Annotated in this window: 18 protein-coding genes and 1 pseudogene; 18 read left to right on the top strand and 1 reads right to left on the bottom strand. The window is 25.0% G+C overall.

The window, feature by feature from the left end; genetic code table 11:
• Positions 1-14: 14 nt before the first annotated feature.
• The 13 genes and pseudogenes from I2E98_RS11255 (at position 15) to I2E98_RS11195 (ending at position 11,997) form a co-directional block, all read left to right on the top strand.
• A complete protein-coding gene (locus I2E98_RS11255; RefSeq protein WP_195469010.1) occupies positions 15-1,163 on the top strand; it encodes an ABC transporter permease in 1,149 nt (382 codons plus the stop codon).
• Positions 1,147-2,262: an ABC transporter permease gene (locus tag I2E98_RS11250; RefSeq protein ID WP_195469009.1), complete on the top strand. Its 1,116-nt coding sequence runs from the start codon at positions 1,147-1,149 to the stop codon at positions 2,260-2,262. The genes I2E98_RS11255 and I2E98_RS11250 overlap by 17 nt, the downstream gene beginning before the upstream one ends.
• A gap of 78 nt (positions 2,263-2,340) precedes the next feature.
• Positions 2,341-2,532, top strand: a complete 192-nt coding sequence (locus I2E98_RS11245) for a hypothetical protein (RefSeq protein WP_195469008.1) — start codon at positions 2,341-2,343, stop codon at positions 2,530-2,532.
• Between the two features lie 113 nt (positions 2,533-2,645).
• Entirely contained in the window at positions 2,646-3,359 is a 714-nt protein-coding gene (locus I2E98_RS11240) for a hypothetical protein (protein ID WP_195469007.1), read from the top strand.
• 248 nt (positions 3,360-3,607) lie between these two features.
• On the top strand, positions 3,608-4,669 hold the full coding sequence (locus I2E98_RS11235) for an AEC family transporter (RefSeq protein WP_195469006.1): 1,062 nt from the start codon (positions 3,608-3,610) through the stop codon (positions 4,667-4,669).
• Positions 4,670-4,794: 125 nt separating this feature from the next.
• Complete coding sequence (locus I2E98_RS11230; RefSeq protein ID WP_195469005.1) at positions 4,795-5,793, top strand: 2-hydroxyacid dehydrogenase; 999 nt, start codon at positions 4,795-4,797, stop codon at positions 5,791-5,793.
• 87 nt (positions 5,794-5,880) lie between these two features.
• Entirely contained in the window at positions 5,881-7,434 is a 1,554-nt protein-coding gene (locus I2E98_RS11225) for an ATP-binding protein (protein ID WP_195469004.1), read from the top strand.
• Positions 7,434-8,105 (top strand): response regulator, encoded by a 672-nt coding sequence (locus tag I2E98_RS11220; RefSeq protein ID WP_195469003.1) that lies wholly within the window; start codon positions 7,434-7,436, stop codon positions 8,103-8,105. Before I2E98_RS11225 ends, I2E98_RS11220 begins: the two co-directional genes overlap by 1 nt.
• Before the next feature lie 69 nt (positions 8,106-8,174).
• A complete protein-coding gene (locus I2E98_RS11215) occupies positions 8,175-8,348 on the top strand; it encodes a DUF3796 domain-containing protein (RefSeq protein ID WP_195469002.1) in 174 nt (57 codons plus the stop codon).
• 239 nt (positions 8,349-8,587) lie between these two features.
• Positions 8,588-8,747: pseudogene (locus I2E98_RS11210) on the top strand (manganese catalase family protein); the annotation flags it as partial.
• 209 nt (positions 8,748-8,956) lie between these two features.
• Positions 8,957-10,141, top strand: a complete 1,185-nt coding sequence (locus I2E98_RS11205) for a biotin/lipoyl-binding protein (RefSeq protein ID WP_195469001.1) — start codon at positions 8,957-8,959, stop codon at positions 10,139-10,141.
• Positions 10,134-10,829, top strand: coding sequence for an ABC transporter ATP-binding protein (locus tag I2E98_RS11200; protein ID WP_195469000.1), 696 nt, complete (start codon positions 10,134-10,136; stop codon positions 10,827-10,829). Before I2E98_RS11205 ends, I2E98_RS11200 begins: the two co-directional genes overlap by 8 nt.
• Entirely contained in the window at positions 10,816-11,997 is a 1,182-nt protein-coding gene (locus tag I2E98_RS11195; RefSeq protein WP_195468999.1) for an ABC transporter permease, read from the top strand. Before I2E98_RS11200 ends, I2E98_RS11195 begins: the two co-directional genes overlap by 14 nt.
• A gap of 50 nt (positions 11,998-12,047) precedes the next feature.
• Here the strand turns inward: I2E98_RS11195 and I2E98_RS11190 are convergent, their stop codons facing one another.
• Positions 12,048-12,470 (bottom strand): hypothetical protein, encoded by a 423-nt coding sequence (locus I2E98_RS11190; RefSeq protein WP_195468998.1) that lies wholly within the window; start codon positions 12,468-12,470, stop codon positions 12,048-12,050.
• Positions 12,471-12,728: 258 nt separating this feature from the next.
• Between I2E98_RS11190 and I2E98_RS11185 the strand changes: the two genes are divergently transcribed.
• The 5 genes from I2E98_RS11185 (at position 12,729) to I2E98_RS11165 (ending at position 17,775) form a co-directional block, all read left to right on the top strand.
• A complete protein-coding gene (locus I2E98_RS11185; RefSeq protein ID WP_291655780.1) occupies positions 12,729-13,025 on the top strand; it encodes an HNH endonuclease in 297 nt (98 codons plus the stop codon).
• Positions 13,026-13,164: 139 nt separating this feature from the next.
• Complete coding sequence (gene trxA / locus I2E98_RS11180) at positions 13,165-13,470, top strand: thioredoxin (protein ID WP_195468997.1); 306 nt, start codon at positions 13,165-13,167, stop codon at positions 13,468-13,470.
• A gap of 249 nt (positions 13,471-13,719) precedes the next feature.
• Positions 13,720-16,275, top strand: coding sequence for a Helicase associated domain protein (locus tag I2E98_RS11175; protein ID WP_195468996.1), 2,556 nt, complete (start codon positions 13,720-13,722; stop codon positions 16,273-16,275).
• An 82-nt stretch (positions 16,276-16,357) separates the two neighbouring features.
• The gene (locus I2E98_RS11170) at positions 16,358-17,188 is read left to right on the top strand and encodes an aldo/keto reductase (protein WP_243251092.1); all 831 of its coding nucleotides are present in this window, start codon (positions 16,358-16,360) and stop codon (positions 17,186-17,188) included.
• Between the two features lie 128 nt (positions 17,189-17,316).
• Complete coding sequence (locus I2E98_RS11165) at positions 17,317-17,775, top strand: hypothetical protein (RefSeq protein WP_195468994.1); 459 nt, start codon at positions 17,317-17,319, stop codon at positions 17,773-17,775.
• Positions 17,776-17,827 lie beyond the last annotated feature (52 nt).

The following is a 17,827-nucleotide window of genomic DNA, read 5'->3' as shown; positions in this document are numbered from 1 at the left end:
AACTGAGGTTAAATATGATATTAATTAAGTTAATAAATAAAGAAGTATTACAGTTTTTTAGAAATAAATCTAATGTAGCTACAATGTTTATATTTCCAATAGTTCTTATAGTTGTTATGGGATTTTCATTAAATGGTCTTATGAATGTTGATCATAATATTTTTGAAAATGAAAAGGTATATTTTAAAGTGAATACTTTAAATAAAGATAGTATATATTTAAAGGTTTTTAATAGTTTTAAGGAAAGCTGTAAAGAAAATATGAAAATAGAATTTCAAGAGGTATTTAATGAAAGTGAAGGAAAAGATAATGTTAATAATTATGAAGGGCTAGCTTTTATAGATATATATGAAGATAAATATGACTTTTATAGGAACGAGAATAAAGAAAGTACAGCTCAAAAGGTATTTAGAAGTGTGTTTAATCAATATTTAGAAAAATATGCAGTAATAAATAGTATAGTAGATGAATCTCCTGATTTTATTAATGAAATTAGGCACAATGAAAGTGCTATCGAAGTAAGAGAAGAGGGAATAAATAGCAATGGAATAAGTTCCTTTACTTATTATACTTTTGCAGAACTTGTATTAATTATACTATATATATCACAAATAACTAATGTATCAGCTTATAATGAAAGAGTTGAAAATACATTAGAAAGATTAAAGTTATCTAAGGCAAGTAATTCTAACATCATATTATCAAAAATTATTTTAGGAGTAATAGTAGGAGCAATTCAAGTAATTATAGTTTATTTTGTTAGTACTATATTTTTAAATATTAATTGGGGTAAAGATTTAAAATTAATGATAATAGTTTTAATTTCTTTAATAATTTTTAGCTCTATTTTAGGAGTTACCATTAGTTTTGTTTTTAAAGATAATAAGGTGGCATCAAGTATAATAAACACATTATTGATAGTTTTGGGATTTTTAGGTGGAGCATATGTTCCCATATCGTTAGTAAAATCAACTGCAATAACTAATATTTTGTGCCAAATTACTCCTACATATTGGGCAAATATAGCATTGTTAAGTTTAAGCTCTGGAATTAGAACCAATTATTCAATAATATCAATAATTATATCTTTAGAATTATCTTTAATATTGTTAGTTATATGTATTATTAGTATTAACTTGAGAGCAGGTGATAAGATTGTTTAGGGTAATGGTTAACACTGCAAAATTATTATTTAAGAAAAAGAGCTTTATTATTATGGGAATAGTATCGCCTGCAATTGTTATAGTTTTTTTTAGTTTTGCCTTTGGAAGTAATATGAATTATAAAGTAGGAATAATTGATAAAGATAACAGCTATATTTCAAAAGATATAATAGATGTTATAAGTAATATAGAAGATATAGATATAGTTGATATAGAAAAAGATAATTATGAAATGTTACTTGCATCTCACCAAATACAAATAGCTATCATAATTGAAAAAAATTTTAGTAATAATTTATTAAATTTAGAAGATGGGAAAATTACTATAAAATCAATTTCTAATAGTGATATTAAGGAAACTTTAGTATCGATGATAAAATCAAAAGTAAATAATTTAAGTTTAATAGCTAAAATAAGTGATAAAAATATTGAGAAATTTAAAGAAATAAATGAAGGTTATAAGGAAAATTTATTTAAAGTTAACCTAAATGAGGCCAAGGAGAGCAGACCTGCTATAGAAAACTCTATAGGTATAGTTATAATGATGATTTTGATAAGTGGTGCTACTATAGCAAATTTCTTAATTGAAGATGAAGAAAACAACACTAAATCAAGAGTTTTAGTAAGTGGAATAAAGCCATATAAATACTATATAGCTTTGTTTGTAGTATTTTATTTAGTATCATCTATAACTAGTGTTATATACTATCTTCTTTGTAAATTGTTAAAACTAGACTTTGGAATGAATAATACTAATAACTTTTTATTGGTTATGTTATTACTTAATTTAGTAGCTATAGCTTTAAACTTGTGTATTGTTAGTTTCACTAGAAATAGATATATTGCTAGTACAGTTAATATATTAATAGTTATACCAACTTGTATGTTATCAGGTGTATTTTGGGATTTTGAAATTATGCCAAATTATTTACAAGATTTAGGAAGACTAATGCCGCAGAGATGGGTATATAGATGTATAGAACTTTTGCAAGTATATAATGATTTAAGTTATATATATCCATATATTTTTTGTATGATAGTAATATCTTTATTGTTATTTATACTAAGTTTATTTATGTTTAAAATAAGAAAGGCATAGAATTTAAGAATAAAAATATTAAATATAGCTGAAATTAAAGGTATATAAAATTTATACGGTAAAAAGGAACCTTTAATTATGGATAGATTTACATGGAAAGAAATATTAAATAAAAATCGTATTAGAGATTATAAAAGTGCTAAAAAAAATCTAGATTGTAGAGATGAATTTGAAAATGACTATGATAGAATTTTATTTAGTGCATCATTTAGAAGGCTTCAGGATAAAGCACAGGTATTTCTATGCAGCTTATCTTTATCAAGAAATTAAAGGTATGAAGGTGTAAAGGAGTAATTAGTAAAAAATAGTTATTGTAAAAAATTCATTAATATTACATTTTATTGTGATATAATTAACATATCGTTAAAAATGGGGTAATGTTAATGAAGATAAAAATAATTTGTTTAGAAGAAGAAAATAAAATTAAGTTTGATAATAATTTATCTAAATTTGAAATGTTAGATAATAAGAATTTTAAAATAAGGGCTAAATATTATAACGTTGAAAAAAGTATAGTTGAGGTTTACTATTTAATAGAAGAGTCAGAAATTGATAAATGTAATTTAAATAAGAATTCAGATAAGATTTTAGTGCTAGTAAAATCTTTAAATGAAAATAATATGAAATTAATAGCTAAGTTAAGAAGTAGCTATAATATAACAGTTGCAATTGGTGAAGTTAATATAACAAATAAAAATATAAAAGAAGAATTTGATAAATTAAATAATGTAATAATAATAAATAAATTAAAGAAAGAAAATACAATAGATTTAAAATTATTATCACTAATGCTAAATGATAAGGAAATCATTTGTAACTTAAATTTAAATAAGAAAAATAATATTATTTTAATTAATAGTGATGAGAGTATAGGTAAAATAGTCTTATCTGTATTAGAACAATTTAAATATATACAAAATAGTAAAGAATATAATTTATATTTATATTCTAAAGAAGAAGTTGGAATTCAAGAGTTAACATATTTAGAGGATCCTATAAGAGAGTATATTTACAATGATGCTATATTAAAAGTTAATACAGCAGTTAATGATAATATTAATGATAAAAAATATTTTCTTATAGTTACAACTAAATAATATTAAATTATGTTAGAAACCTAGTTAAAATAAACTAACCCGCATAAATAAAGGGAAAGAGTATATTTTAACTAGGTTTTTCTTGTTAATAAAAAAACTATATTGTTAAATTAATAACTTAAATAACTTAAATAATTATTTAAAAATTTAAATAAATTGTAGAAAAAAGTCGAGGCTTGTACAATTATTTTTGTCAGAGAGATTAAATATTCAGATGAATGTTAAAAAATACACAAGGAGAAGATTACATGTTAGAAATTATTAAAAAGACATTAACAGACGAGGCTATTTTAGGTGCCATATTTTCATCAGTAGCAATAATTCTTTTAGGATTTTATTTAAGAAAGAAAGAAATTTTAAATTCAAATGCATCTAAAATGTTAACAAAACTTGTTCTTACAATTTCATTACCAGCATTAGCATTTACATCATTTATGAAAGATATAAATGGAGAACAATTAAAGCAAGGTATGAGCATATTAGTTTGGGGATTTGCAATTTATATTGTATTAATACCAATAACTAAAATAATGTATGCAAAAGTAAAAGGCGATAAACAAGATGTTTATAGGGTTCTTACTATATTTGGTTCAACTACATTCTTTGGGACACCAATAGTTACTGCAGTATATGGGGCAGTAGGTACTATGTACTCAAATATATTTAACATAGCTTATAGAGTATTCTTATATTCTTATGCATTTGTAAAAATGTCAGGAACAAAAATGGATAAAGAGAATTTAAAAAAGAATATGAAAGAAATTTTCTTAAATCCAATTATATTAGCTACATTTTTAGGATTATTTATTTGGTTATTCCAAGAAAAACTTCCTCAAATAGCTGTAGCATCAGCAGATGGAGTTACAAACTATGCATTTTTAAGAATAGATCAAACTTTACCATGGGTGTATAAACCACTTACTTATTTAAGCAATTTAGCATCACCACTTGCATGGATTTCAATTGGAGCTACATTAGCAGAGGTTCCATTTAAAAAAGCAGTATCACAAAAAGATGCTTGGGGATATAGCTTAATCAAAGTACTCTGTGTACCAGCAATAAACTTTGTTTTATTATTAGCTGTTAGTAAATTAGGAATATTACCAGTTTCTTTTGAAGGAATGGCAACAACAGTAATAATGATGGCAGCACCAACAGCTACAGTTGCAGCAGCTTATGCAATTAGTTATGACAGAGAATCATTATTTACATCAAACTGTTCTCTATTATCAACTGTTGTAGCAGTAGCAGCAATGCCAATTCTTATAGTTATATTAGAAGTTATAAGAAATATAGGATTATTTGCATAAAATAAATTAGTTAAGTTTCACAGCTTAGAATATACAACATAGAAAATAGGACAAGCCATTCCATAAAGGAGTGGTTATTGTCTTAAACAGTATTATTTATATTTAGATAAAAGGAGATAAAAATTATGATAAAGTTAGTTTGTTATGGTGTTAGAGAAACAGAAGTTAAATACTTTGAAGAAATAAATAAAAAATTTGGTTATGATATTAAATTAGTAACTTTAGGTCTTAATCATGAAAATGTAAAAGAAGCAATTGGCGCAGAAGCTGTAATGGTTAGAGGTAACTGTAAAGCTGATAGACAAAATTTAGAATTATTAAAAGCTAATGGTTTAAAATATCTTTTAACTAGAACTGTAGGTTTTGACCATGTTGATTTAGAAGCAGTTAAAGATTTAGATTTAAAATGTGCTAGAGTTCCAGGATACTCTCCAAATGCAATATCTGAATTAGCAGTTTCTTTAGCAATGATGTTATTAAGACATACAGCTTATACTGTAAATAGAACAAGAGAGAAGAATTTTGTTGTTGACTCATTTATGTTTAGTAAAGAAGTTAGAAATTGTACAGTTGCTGTTTTAGGTGCTGGTAAGATTGGATTAACTACAGCTAAGTTATTTAAAGGATTAGGAGCTAGAGTAATAGCTTATGATGTATTCCAAAGTGATGCAGCTAAAGAAGTAGTTGAATTTATGGAATTAGATGAAGTATTAGCACAAGCAGATATAATATCAGTACATATGCCATATATTAAAGACGTAAATTACCACATGATAAATGATGAATTTATTTCAAAAATGAAAGATGGAGCTATATTAGTTAATACTGCTAGAGGTGAGGTTCAAGATATTGAAGCTATAATAAGAGGTATCGAAAGCGGAAAGTTAGGCGGTTTTGGAACTGACGTTTTAGAAGGTGAATCTGTAACATTTTTTAAGGATTTAAGAGAAAAAGAATTAGAAAATGATTTACATCAAAAATTAGTAGATCTTTACCCAAGAGTATTAGTAACTCCTCATATTGGTTCTTATACAGATGAAGCATTAACAAATATGATAGAGTTTTCTTATGAAAATTTAAGAGATTTCTTAAATGAAGGTACTTGTAAAAATAGTATAGCTTAATTATTATTATATTGGGGTGTTTTTAACACCCTTTTTTTTATGTATTTAAATAAAATATAAAGAGAAAATGATATTGGTGATATATATATGAAAATGAAGTTCAAAAGGGCCATAACTTTATGGGCTGTAATAATTACATTTATTCCATTAGTTTTATCTTATATTATTTTTATAAATTCAAAGATAGCTGATACAGATGAAAATATTAAAAATACTTTAAGAGAAGTAGGAAATGTTGTAAGCCAAAATAAATTAGTTGAGGAGAAACTTTATAATAGGGATAATGATAAAAGTATTCAAGAATATACAAAAATATTTATAGAGAATTTCAGTGATATTGATATTATTGTTGTTGGAGATATGACTGGAGAAAAATACTCTCATCTAGATGAATTACAGATAGGTAAAATATATGTAAATGAGGATAATAGGGAGGTTATAGATAAGGGAATAAGTTATTACTCTATAATGGAAGGTTCTATGGGAACTACATTAAGATGGTTTGAACCTATATTTTATAATAATAAGCAAGTTGGATTTGTTATGGTAGGTAAATATGAAGACGAGATTATTAGAATTACATCTCAAACTAAATTTACCTATAGTTTGTTGTTTATTTTTTCTATTTTACTATCAATAATAGGAGCTACAATATTAGCAAATAAAACTAAAAAATCAATATTAAATATGGAGCCAGTAGAAATTGCTGCTTTATATAGAGAGAAAAATATAATTCTAGATAGTGTAAATGATGGAATTATATCTTTAAATAAAAATAAGGAAATTGTAGAGATAAATAAGAGTTGTTATAAGTTATTTGATGATTTTAAAGTAGATGATATTTTAGAAAAGATTAATTTTTATATAGATAATAGAGAAGAAATTGAAATGAAGGAATTTGTTATAAAGGGTAAAAAAATATTTATCACAATTAAAAATATTAGTTTAGGTGATAATTGCCTTAGAACAATAATTACCTTAGTTGATAAAAATCCTATTAATAAAATAGCAAAAGAAATAACTGGAGTAGATGAAATAATTAAAAACTTAAGGGCAAGTGTTCATGAGTTTAAGAATAGCCTTTATGTAATTTTAGGACTACTTGAAATAAAGGCTTATGATGATGCTAAAAAATATATTTTAAAAATACAAAAGATTCAAGAGAATACTATAAGTAAATTTGCTAGTATTGAAGATAAATATGTGAGGGGATTATTAATTAGTAGAGAATCTGTTGCTAAAGAAAGAAAAATAGATTTTGTATTAACAGAGGAATCTTTTTTAGAAGAGAATCATGGAATTATAGATTCAAATGATATAGTAACCATACTTGGAAATCTTATTGAAAATGCATTTGAAGCATGTTCTTTATGTGGAGATATTAAAAAGATAGTAGAAGTATCATTATATGAAGATGAATCTGCTATAGAAATTCAAGTGCGTGATAATGGAAAAAATATTGATAAAAAAATAAGAGATACATTATTTATTGAAGGTATATCATCAAAGGGAGAAGGAAGAGGAACAGGTCTATATTTAGTTAAGAATAGAGTTGAAATTTATAATGGAAGTATAGATATTGAAGAATTTGGGGATGAAAAAATATTTGTTATAACTATTTTAAAGGGGGTAGAAAAATAATGAACGTATTAATAGTAGAAGATGATCCAATGGTGGCTTTAATTAATAAGAGATATTTAGAGAAAATTACAGGAGTAAAAACTTTTGGGCCTGTAATGTATGAGAAGGAAATAATTTCGAGTTTAAAAAAGAATAATATAGATTTAATATTAATGGATGTATTTTTACCCGAAAAAAGTGGAATAGATATATTAAAATCACTTAGAGAAAAAAATATTTTTATTGATGCAATTATGATAACTGCAGCAAATAGTACTGATGAAATTAAAAAAGCATTTGCATATGGAGTAGTAGATTATTTAGTAAAACCTTTTGAATTTGAAAGATTTAAAGAAGCTATTAATAAATATAGGGTAAAAAATAAGTTGCTACTTAATGATGAAGTGTTAACTCAAAAAGATATAGATACTTTACTTATGAATAGTTCGTTAGAAAGTCAAGTTAAGCTTCCAAAGGGTTTAAATGAGAAAACATTAGATAGGGTAATTAAATTTTTAAATGAGAACTCTAATGAGGTTTGGACATTAAGAGAAATTGCATATGAAATAAAAATCAGTAATGTAACTATTAAAAAATATATGGATTATTTAGAGAGTATAGGGAAAGTTAATTCAGAAATGACTTTTGGAAATGTTGGAAGACCTGAATATAAGTACTTCGTAAAAAAATAATATTGAAAATATGGGTAATAAAGGTTAAATATGGTATAATATAAGTATATTTTGTGAGGGGGCTACATTATGAAGTATGAAAAATATAAATATTTAGGATTTCTAGGATTATTATCATTAATAGGACTTAAAGGGTTTGTAACACATAATTATTTATGGTTTATTTTATTTATAAATTACTTATGGTTTACTTTCTTTTATGACAATAGTATAGTATATAAATTACAATTTAATAAGAAGTAAAATTTTATGTTTATTATTAAAATAGTTATGTATAAAAGCAACAATTATTGATTAGGGTCAACAATTGTTGTTTTTTATTTTTAGAAGTATTTTAAATTTATAAGTTAGCAATAATAAGTATATTGATTTATTAAGGTTAATAAAAATAGCATGAAATTAGCATAACATTAACAAAGTGAGAAAAACTAATAAGGAACTTTTATAGTTAAGTTAAGTATTAGAAAGAAAGAGGTTAAATTATGTTCAAACATGAGAAACATTTAATTCGTCAAGTTAAAGTTGAGAAAACCTAATTCAACATATGCTAATATAATGCAAGAGCAATTAGGCGGAGCTAATGGTGAATTAACAGCAGCTCTAACTTATTTTATTCAAAGCTTTAGAGTAGAGAATAAGAAATAAAAGATTTATTTTTTATTTATTACAACGTGAAGAAGCCCATAACACAATGTTTAGAGAAGCTTTTAATAAAATACTTGGAACAGGATCATTTATAAAACACTTTAATATTAAAGCTTATTATAGTATTACTTAGAATGTTCAAATATTTTGGAAAAAGATAAAATCTATGTTAAAATATGATAAAAAGGAAAAGATTGGAGGACAATATGAAGAAGAAATATATTACAATAACAATAATTTCAACGATTATTATTGCTAGTACCATAGGATTTTGTTTTTTAAAGAAGAATATAAACGATAAAACAGTTAATAAATCAGAGTATTATAAAATAGCTTCTGTAGAAAAAGTGTTTATTAATGGTGTTCTTACACCAAGAGAAAGTGAAAGTATTTATATAGATTCTACAAAGGGAGAAATAAGTGAAGTACATGTTACAGATGGACAAGCTGTAAATGCTGGAGATAGTTTATTTACTTATAATAATCCTACAATAGAAGCCCAAATAGAAGAAATTAGTGAGCAAATAACATCTAATGAAAATAGTAAGGTTTCTATAAATAATAAGCTTACTAATGCAAAAAATAATTTAGCAGAAAAAGAGAATCAATTAAACAAATTAAAAAAACAATTAGAAGAATTTAATTTTCAAGATCAAGTAGAGGCTGATAATATTAGTATGAATATTCAACAAACTACTGCTGAAATTCAGGCATATAAAGAGCAAGTTTCTGCATATGAAGATCAAATAGATAGTGTTAAAACAACATTAAATTCTTTATATAACAAAAAAGAAAAATTAGCAGCAGATAAAAATTTTGTTGTAACTGCATCTATAGGTGGAACAATTGTATTATCATCAAATGAAAAAGATTATACACAACCATATATAATTATTGAAAGTCAAGAATTAATAGTAAAAGGTGTTGTTAGTGAGAAGGACTACACTAAGATTAAGGTTAATGATAATATAAGCATTAATATTATTTCTACTAATGAAACAATAGATGGAAAAATATTAGAAATAGATGATAGACCTGTAAGTAATACAGAATTAAACTTATCTCAGGTTACTCAAACAACTAATACTAATGTTTCTTATTATAATGTTTTAATTACTTTAAATTCTCAAGAGAATTTAATTAATGGTTTCCACTCTCAAGGAAAAGTTACTTTAGGTGATGACACTATAAAAGTATTTAAAACATCAGTAATAAATGAAGAAGGGAAAAATTATGTCTTTATTAATAGGGATGGTATTTTAGATAAGGTAGAGATTTTAATTCAACAAGAAGATGGTGAATATGTAATAGTTGAATCAGGACTTAATGCTAATGATGTAGTTATGAAAAATCCTACTTCAGAAACGAAGGCGGGGGTTAAGGTTGAGTAGTTTAATTGAATTAAATAATGTAAATAAGTATTACAAGTTAAAAACTGATTCTCTACATGTATTAAAGTCCATAAATTTTAAAATTGAAGAAGGTGATTTTCTTATTATTATGGGAAAGTCAGGTAGTGGAAAAACAACTTTATTAAACTTATTAGGCTTACTTGATAGCTTTGATGATGGTGAATATTTATTAAAAGGACAAAATGTTATTGGTTTAAATGAATCAGAAAGATCAACTCTTAGAAATCTTAATATGGGATTTATTTTTCAGCAATTTCATTTAATTGACTCTTTAACAATAGGACAAAATGTTGAGCTACCATTGCTTTATAAAGGTGGTGTTGCTAAAAAAGAAAGAGAAAGGTTAGTTAATAAATATTTAGATTTAGTAGGTTTAAAAAGTAAGAAAAATAGAATGCCATCAGAATTATCAGGTGGACAGCAACAACGTATTGCAATAGCTAGAGCAATGATTAATAATCCTTCAGTTATTTTTGCAGATGAACCTACAGGTGCATTAGATAGTGAAACTGGAATTGAAATAATGGGAATTTTAAAGAGATTAAATGAAGAAAAGAAGACAATAATAATGGTAACTCATGATAGAGATTTAGCTAAATATGCTAATAAAATTATTATGATAAAAGATGGAGTAGCTAGTGAGGTGAATAGTAATGTCCCTAATTAACTTATTAAAAACATCTATATCTAGTATAAAATCTCATAAATTAAGAGTATTTCTTACATCTATAGGTATTATTATAGGAATAAGTTCAGTTGTAACTATTTTATCTATAGGAAATGGATTAAAGGCTGAAGTTTTAAGTTCTTTTGAAGAAGCAGAGTCTAATAAATACACTTTATATTATGATTCAGGAAATACAGGAATGATGATTGTGGAAGAGTACTTTTATGAAAGTGATATAGAGGACTTATCTAAAATAGAAGGTGTTAGTAAAGTTGAAATTCCACAAGGAATTGGAGCAGGATTTACATTTTCAGCAGCAGCAATAACATATTTTGATAAAGAAACTTATGGATTCATAGATAGTTTTAATAATAAGCAGTTAAATGTACTAGAAGGTAGAAGTTATGAGGCTAAAGAAGAGGACAATAAGGTTATAATTCTATCTTATACAGAAGCAGAGTATTTATTTGATAATGTTGAAGATGCTATAGGAAAAGGTGTAACTATAGCTAATGAAATATATGAAGTAATAGGTGTAATGCCGGAAGTAACAGGATTTTCAATAATGCCAGCATCAAGTTATATTTCTAAAAATTTTATGACTTCTATTCAAGATAATTCATATATAACGCAATTAGATGTATATTTAGAATCAAATGTAGATAAAGAAAAGATAATAGATGAAATGAATACAGTATTAAAAAATATACATTCAGATTTAGAAGGAGAGTATAAATTTGAAGATTCACAAGCTATAACAAAAGCTTATGAACAAATTATAGGTAGTGTAACAGGATTTATTACATTAGTAACAGGAATATCTTTATTTGTAGGGGGTATAGGTGTTATGAATATAATGTATGTATCTGTATCAGAAAGAAAAAGAGAGATTGGAATTAGAAGAGCTATAGGAGCTAAACCCATAAGTATTTTATTACAATTTTTGTTTGAGGCTATTATAGTTACTGGAATGGGTGGTCTTATTGGAATACTATGTGGATATTTATTTAGTAAATTAGTAAGTAATTTCTTACCTTTTCCGGCAATAATGTCAGTAGGAAACTTTATAGGTGCAACATTAACATCTGTTATAGTTGGAATTATATTTGGTATTATTCCAGCATATAAGGCTTCTAAATTAGATCCAATAAAGGCTATATATAATTAGATATGAAAATAAGGAAGCTATTATTTTAGCTTCCTTATTTTAAATATTCATTAAGCATCTAAAGTATTTTCTTTACTTTCAAATCCAAATACTTCTTTCTTTTTATATATAAAGTATGCAAGTAAACCAGGTAATATTAAGCTTATTAATGTTGAAATTAAAACAAGTATGCTTAAACCATTCATTATTAAAGAATAGATAACATTTATTACTATTACTGTAAAGAAAGTATAAACTCCTATTTTCTTTTTTAACAAAATTAAAATTACTCCAATTAATAAAATTAAGCTTAAAATAATACTAATAATTAATTCCGCAGATGTAAGTTGAGGCATTCCCATTTGAGATGATAAAGCATTAATTTGATCTAAAGTTGAAAAGCTGATAATGTTATCGATAAGTCCAAAGCCTAAAAATACTAGATAAAGTATTGATATGGTTAGTATACCCCCACCAAGTTTTTTATTTTCCATATAAATCTCTCCCTCTTATTTTATATATGTTATTATAAAACAATAATAACATAAAAATTAATATATTACAATTAACGGTAAATATGGTATGTTTATTTCTAAATAAGTTAATGTATAATATAAGTAATATAGTAAATTGTATAAATATATATTGAATGATTTGTAAAAAAAGTAGGTATAAAATATATTTATAAATAGTAGTTATAAATATAAGTATTTATTCAATATAATTATTATTGATATGTAGGTGAGATTATAGTGCAAGGATATATTTGTGAGTTATGTAAGCGCGAAGGAATTATTAAAATTACTGAGCATCATTTAATACCAAAAGAAGTTGGAGGAGCAAAATTGCCTGTGGCACTACTATGTCAGGATTGTCATAAACAAATTCATGCTTTATATACTAATAAGGAGCTTGCAATGAGATTAAATACACTACAAGCTTTAGAGAAAGATGAAAGAATCGCAAGGTATTTGAGATATATCAGAAAACAACCTCCAACTAAAAGTATATCTATAAAAAAATCACGAGCCACAAGAAAAAAAGGCTAAAATAAAGATTATATGTGATAAAATCACATTTTGTTAATTTAAGGGGAAACAATAAATAGTTAAATGAATATAATTTTAGTAAAGGCAAAAAATTAAGTGTTGAGAACTGTCTTTTTATAAATTATAGGAGAGAACTAATATGAAAGTTATTAAGGAATCAGAATTCATTAATGAAATAAATGAAGGATTAGTTTTGGTAGATTTTTATGCAGAATGGTGTGGACCATGTAAAATGCTCTCACCAATATTAGAACAAATAAATAATGAAAATGAAAATGTAAAAATTATTAAAGTTAATATTGATGATTCAATATTTTTAGCAAATTATTATCAAATACAATCAATACCTACATTAATATTATTAAAGGATGGTCAATTTTTAAATAGAATGACTGGATTTAGGCCTAAGAAGATGATAGAAGAATTAATAGAAAAAGGAAAATAAGAAAAATAGTCAATATGTTTTTTATTATATGAAAAGGCGTCTTAAATTAAAGTTTAGGACGTCTTTTTAGTTTAATATAAATAATAAATTTAATTGCTAATGATACTAAAATGTTATTCAATAAGTATAGTTATATATTTATTAAAATAAAAAATTTCTTTTGTTTTTACTGTATAATTAAGTAAAGTTAATTATACAGCATATATAATTTTTGTGGAATTAGTGACAATTAGGAGTAAGACGTAGAAAATGAGAAATATTAAAAATATATTAAATGAGTTAAAAGAATTAACATATGAGAAAAATATATATTTAATAAAAGAAAAGCTTAATTCTATAGATAAGCTTATAAAAGGAAAAATATTTGAAGAGTACTTAGGATTCTTATTTGAGGGAAATGGATATATAGCAACTATAAATGGTGGTTCCCATGATGGTGGAGCAGATATAATACTGTCCAGACAAGATAATCCTAATAAGACAGTTTGGATAATACAAGCTAAAAATACTATGAGACCTTTAGGTAATCACGATATTATTGAAGAATTATTAAAGTTTGAAAAAGAAAGTGGCAAAAAGTATAACTGTAAATACTTTATGATAATTTCTTTAAACGGATACGTAGAAAATGCAAATATGTTTAATAAGACAAGCATGTCTTTAGAAGATTTTGATTTTGTAGAAGATCTGATAAATAACTATACTGAAAAAAGTAATGTTGGAATATTATTGCCTGACTTAAAACCACATAACAGATATACCTATAAAGAGGTTAAAGCAATTTTAGAAAATAATAATAGAGTAGCAGTTCCTAATGCAACAGGAACAGGAAAAAGTTTTATTATACTTCAACTTTTATTTGATTATAGATATAAGAAATCTATGGTTTTAGCACCTACTAATGAAATATTAGATAGATTAAAAATAATAGCACCTTGGAGTATTACTAAGTGTAAATTTTATACTTATAGTAAATTTTTCTCTTTGTATTCAAAGGGAAAGTTAGACAATATAGATGTTGATTTAGTTATTTTAGATGAAATGCATAGAGCTGGAGCCTTGAGTTGGGGAAAAGCTGTTAAATATGTATTACATGAAAATAATACTGCTAAAGTTGTAGGACTTTCAGCAACTCCAATTAGATTTTTAGATAATAATAGAGATATGATTAATGAACTGCTTTATGGAAATTCAACTACTCCAATAAGTCTTTCTGAAGCAATAGTTAGAAAAATTTTACCTATGCCTATTTATGTTTCTGCAATGTATGATTTAGACAAAGAAATTGATAAAAAGCTTAAGTTAATGAAGAAATTAAATATATCATTAGAAGATAAGAAAAGGTATATAGAAGAACTTAATATATATAAGAGCAAATGGGAGAAAGAAAGTAGGGTAGAATCTATAATAAAAAAGCATTTGCCTGATAATAAAAAATTAAAGTTTATAGTTTTTTGCGAAAATAATAAACATTTAAGAGAAATGAAAGATGAAGTTGTTAAGTGGTTTAAAAGTGCATTAAATGAGAATTTTAAAGTAAGCTCTTTTGTTATAACCTCAACTAATACAAAAAGTAAGGAAAATTTAGCAGCTTTTGAAAGTGAAAATAATGAAAATGAAGTAAAGTTACTTTTTGCTATAAGCAAACTTAATGAGGGTATACACATTAGTAATATAACTGGAATAGTCATGCTTAGAAATACTAAATCACCAAGTGTATATTATCAACAGCTAGGGCGTTGTCTTACAGCTGATGCAATAGATGAAAAACCAATTGTGTTTGATTTTGTAGACAATATAGATAATTTAGAACTTATTAATTTTAGAAAAAAATTAGAAGAAGCAAAGGTAATAAATAATCTTTATAGAAGACAAATAGGATTATATGATGAAGAGATTCGTCTTTCACTTTATGAAGAACATGAAGATGTAATTTCAGAGCTAAAAAATATAGAAAGAAAAATTACTTATAATTGGGATGAATCTTTTGAAAGTTTATTGAAGTTTAAAGAGGTTAATGGACATTTAAATGTACCTAAAGATGATGAGTATTCAAGGTTATATAGTTGGGTTAGCCTTCAAAGAACTCTTTATAATAAAAATATATTAAATGAAGAGTTTATCAATAAGCTTGATTCTATAGGATTTATTTGGAACATTAATATGTATAAGTATAAAGAAAATTATAGAAAATATGAAAAGCTAATTATTGACTCTCATGAAAAAGAAATAAATTATTACAAAATTTTAAATGAAAAATACTATATTCCTATATATAAACAAGAATCATTAATATCAGAGTATGAAGATGGATGTATTTTACCGGAAAAAGAGTTTATTATGAGATGGTGGGACAAGCAAATAAAAGATTTTCAGAACAATAATTTAGATGAGGAAAGAAAAGCAATAATAATTAATGAATTTAGAGAAATATCTAGATTTCAGGAAAATAAATGGATTGTTAGTGTATATAAAATAGTTAAATTTTATAATAAGGTTAAGGAGAGTTATGGGATAGATTGTTACTTAAATAAAATTGCACCAGATAAAAAAAGATTTATAAGTTTTGTAACCTCACTATATCATAGTAAAAGAATAATAGAAAATACTATAGAAAGAAATTTGCCTGATTCTAGAAAAGATAGAGAGATTAAATTTGATAATGAAGAGGGTAGAGCTAGAGATTTTATAAGTTCATTATTATTAGAAAATAGATTTGGGTTTGATATAAAAGAATATGTAGATGATATAAATTATGTTTACTTTGAAGATATGATTAATATTAATAAAAAAAGCATTAAATAATGTTTTAATTAATAAGTATTATAGTAGTGATAGATTATTAGATAATAATATCTTAAATATGAAGTAAATGGAGAGAGGGGTTATGGATAGCTACAGGGTTTTATTAAATGGTATTAGTATACCAAGTATTGGATTTGGAACTTATAAATTAGAAGATGAAAGTGAGACTATAGATACTATTAAATATGCATTAAAGTTAGGATATAGATTTATAGATACAGCATCCTTCTATGGTAATGAAGAGTGGATAGGAAAAGCAATTAAAGAAAGTGGAGTTAAAAGGGAAGAGATACTTTTATCAACAAAGGTTTGGAATGACAGTCATGGATATAATAAAGCTATAAAATCATTTGAGGAGTCCATGAGAAAATTAGATATTGATTACTTAGATTTGTTATTAATACATTGGCCTACAGAACTTAATAGCGAAACTTGGAGAGCCTTTGAAGATCTTTATGAATTAGGTAAGGTTAGAGCTATTGGAGTATGTAATTTTAAGATAGGACATTTAGAAGCATTAAGAAAAACTGTCAAAATAATGCCTATGGTTAATCAAATTGAAGTACATCCATGCTTTTCTCAAAGAGAATTAGTTAATTATTGCAATAATTATAAGATACAAGTTATAGGGTGGAGCCCAATTATGAAAGGTCAATTATTAGAAGTTCCTTTAATGATGGATTTAGCTGAAAAATATAATAAAAGTATTGCTCAAATAGCCTTAAGGTGGCATATACAAAAAGGCATTATTCCTATTCCAAAATCATCCCACTATGGAAGAATGACTGATAATATTGATATCTTTAATTTTGAGCTATCAGAGGAAGATATAATAAAAATTGATAAGATAGATAGAAATGAAACTGTATCATCTATTCCTTCAGGAACAACATACAATGATTTTAAGTGGTAAATATATAGGTTTTTGAGATGTTTAAATTAGAAAAAAGTATATGTCTTATTTAAAAATAAAAGTATCACTTCTCAACATAATTGCATTTATTCATAATAGGGAGATAGATAGTAGGAGGTGAGTGATATATGGAAATAACTAACTTTGTAACTGAAAGTTTTCTTTCATCATTTGCAGGTACATTGGTGGCTGTGGAGTTAATAGTATTTACAACTAAGAATTTTCCTATTATAAAAAAAATACCTACAAAGTTGTACACCTTTATTTTAGCGGTTATACACCTTATTATTGTACAAGTTGTGATAGGAAAAGCTGATATAACAGTAGAATTTGTTTATATATTATTTATAAATTCATTAATATTAGAAGTGATTTTATGTGGTGGATATGATACTTTAATGGATAAATTTAAAAATATAAAAGACACTTTGAATCAAGCAGAGGAAAATATTGCTCAAATTAATGGTGTAATTAGCAATGAGACTACTACTGAGAATTCAGCTGCTAACAATGCAGTTACTAACAATACATCTTCTGATAATGCAGTAGAGGTTTCAAAGGCAACTACAAGTAATATAGAGAAATAAATAGTTGAAATAAGTGTAAAAAGGTGATTATTTTTAAGTAATTACCTTTTTT

Source organism: Clostridium sp. D43t1_170807_H7, from assembly GCF_015555905.1.
Taxonomy (GTDB): domain Bacteria; phylum Bacillota; class Clostridia; order Clostridiales; family Clostridiaceae; genus Clostridium.
This window is presented reverse-complemented; position numbering and strand designations above follow the sequence as displayed.

Excerpts from the sequence above, each read along its gene's own strand:
- I2E98_RS11255 (WP_195469010.1), top strand. The coding sequence starts at position 15 with ATGATATTAATTAAGTTAATAAATAAAGAAGTATTACAGTTTTTTAGA.
- I2E98_RS11245 (WP_195469008.1), top strand. The coding sequence starts at position 2,341 with ATGGATAGATTTACATGGAAAGAAATATTAAATAAAAATCGTATTAGA.
- I2E98_RS11240 (WP_195469007.1), top strand. The coding sequence starts at position 2,646 with ATGAAGATAAAAATAATTTGTTTAGAAGAAGAAAATAAAATTAAGTTT.
- I2E98_RS11235 (WP_195469006.1), top strand. The coding sequence starts at position 3,608 with ATGTTAGAAATTATTAAAAAGACATTAACAGACGAGGCTATTTTAGGT.
- I2E98_RS11230 (WP_195469005.1), top strand. The coding sequence starts at position 4,795 with ATGATAAAGTTAGTTTGTTATGGTGTTAGAGAAACAGAAGTTAAATAC.
- I2E98_RS11225 (WP_195469004.1), top strand. The coding sequence starts at position 5,881 with ATGAAAATGAAGTTCAAAAGGGCCATAACTTTATGGGCTGTAATAATT.
- I2E98_RS11220 (WP_195469003.1), top strand. The coding sequence starts at position 7,434 with ATGAACGTATTAATAGTAGAAGATGATCCAATGGTGGCTTTAATTAAT.
- I2E98_RS11215 (WP_195469002.1), top strand. The coding sequence starts at position 8,175 with ATGAAGTATGAAAAATATAAATATTTAGGATTTCTAGGATTATTATCA.
- I2E98_RS11205 (WP_195469001.1), top strand. The coding sequence starts at position 8,957 with ATGAAGAAGAAATATATTACAATAACAATAATTTCAACGATTATTATT.
- I2E98_RS11195 (WP_195468999.1), top strand. The coding sequence starts at position 10,816 with ATGTCCCTAATTAACTTATTAAAAACATCTATATCTAGTATAAAATCT.
- I2E98_RS11190 (WP_195468998.1), bottom strand. The coding sequence starts at position 12,470 with ATGGAAAATAAAAAACTTGGTGGGGGTATACTAACCATATCAATACTT.
- trxA (WP_195468997.1), top strand. The coding sequence starts at position 13,165 with ATGAAAGTTATTAAGGAATCAGAATTCATTAATGAAATAAATGAAGGA.
- I2E98_RS11175 (WP_195468996.1), top strand. The coding sequence starts at position 13,720 with ATGAGAAATATTAAAAATATATTAAATGAGTTAAAAGAATTAACATAT.
- I2E98_RS11170 (WP_243251092.1), top strand. The coding sequence starts at position 16,358 with ATGGATAGCTACAGGGTTTTATTAAATGGTATTAGTATACCAAGTATT.
- I2E98_RS11165 (WP_195468994.1), top strand. The coding sequence starts at position 17,317 with ATGGAAATAACTAACTTTGTAACTGAAAGTTTTCTTTCATCATTTGCA.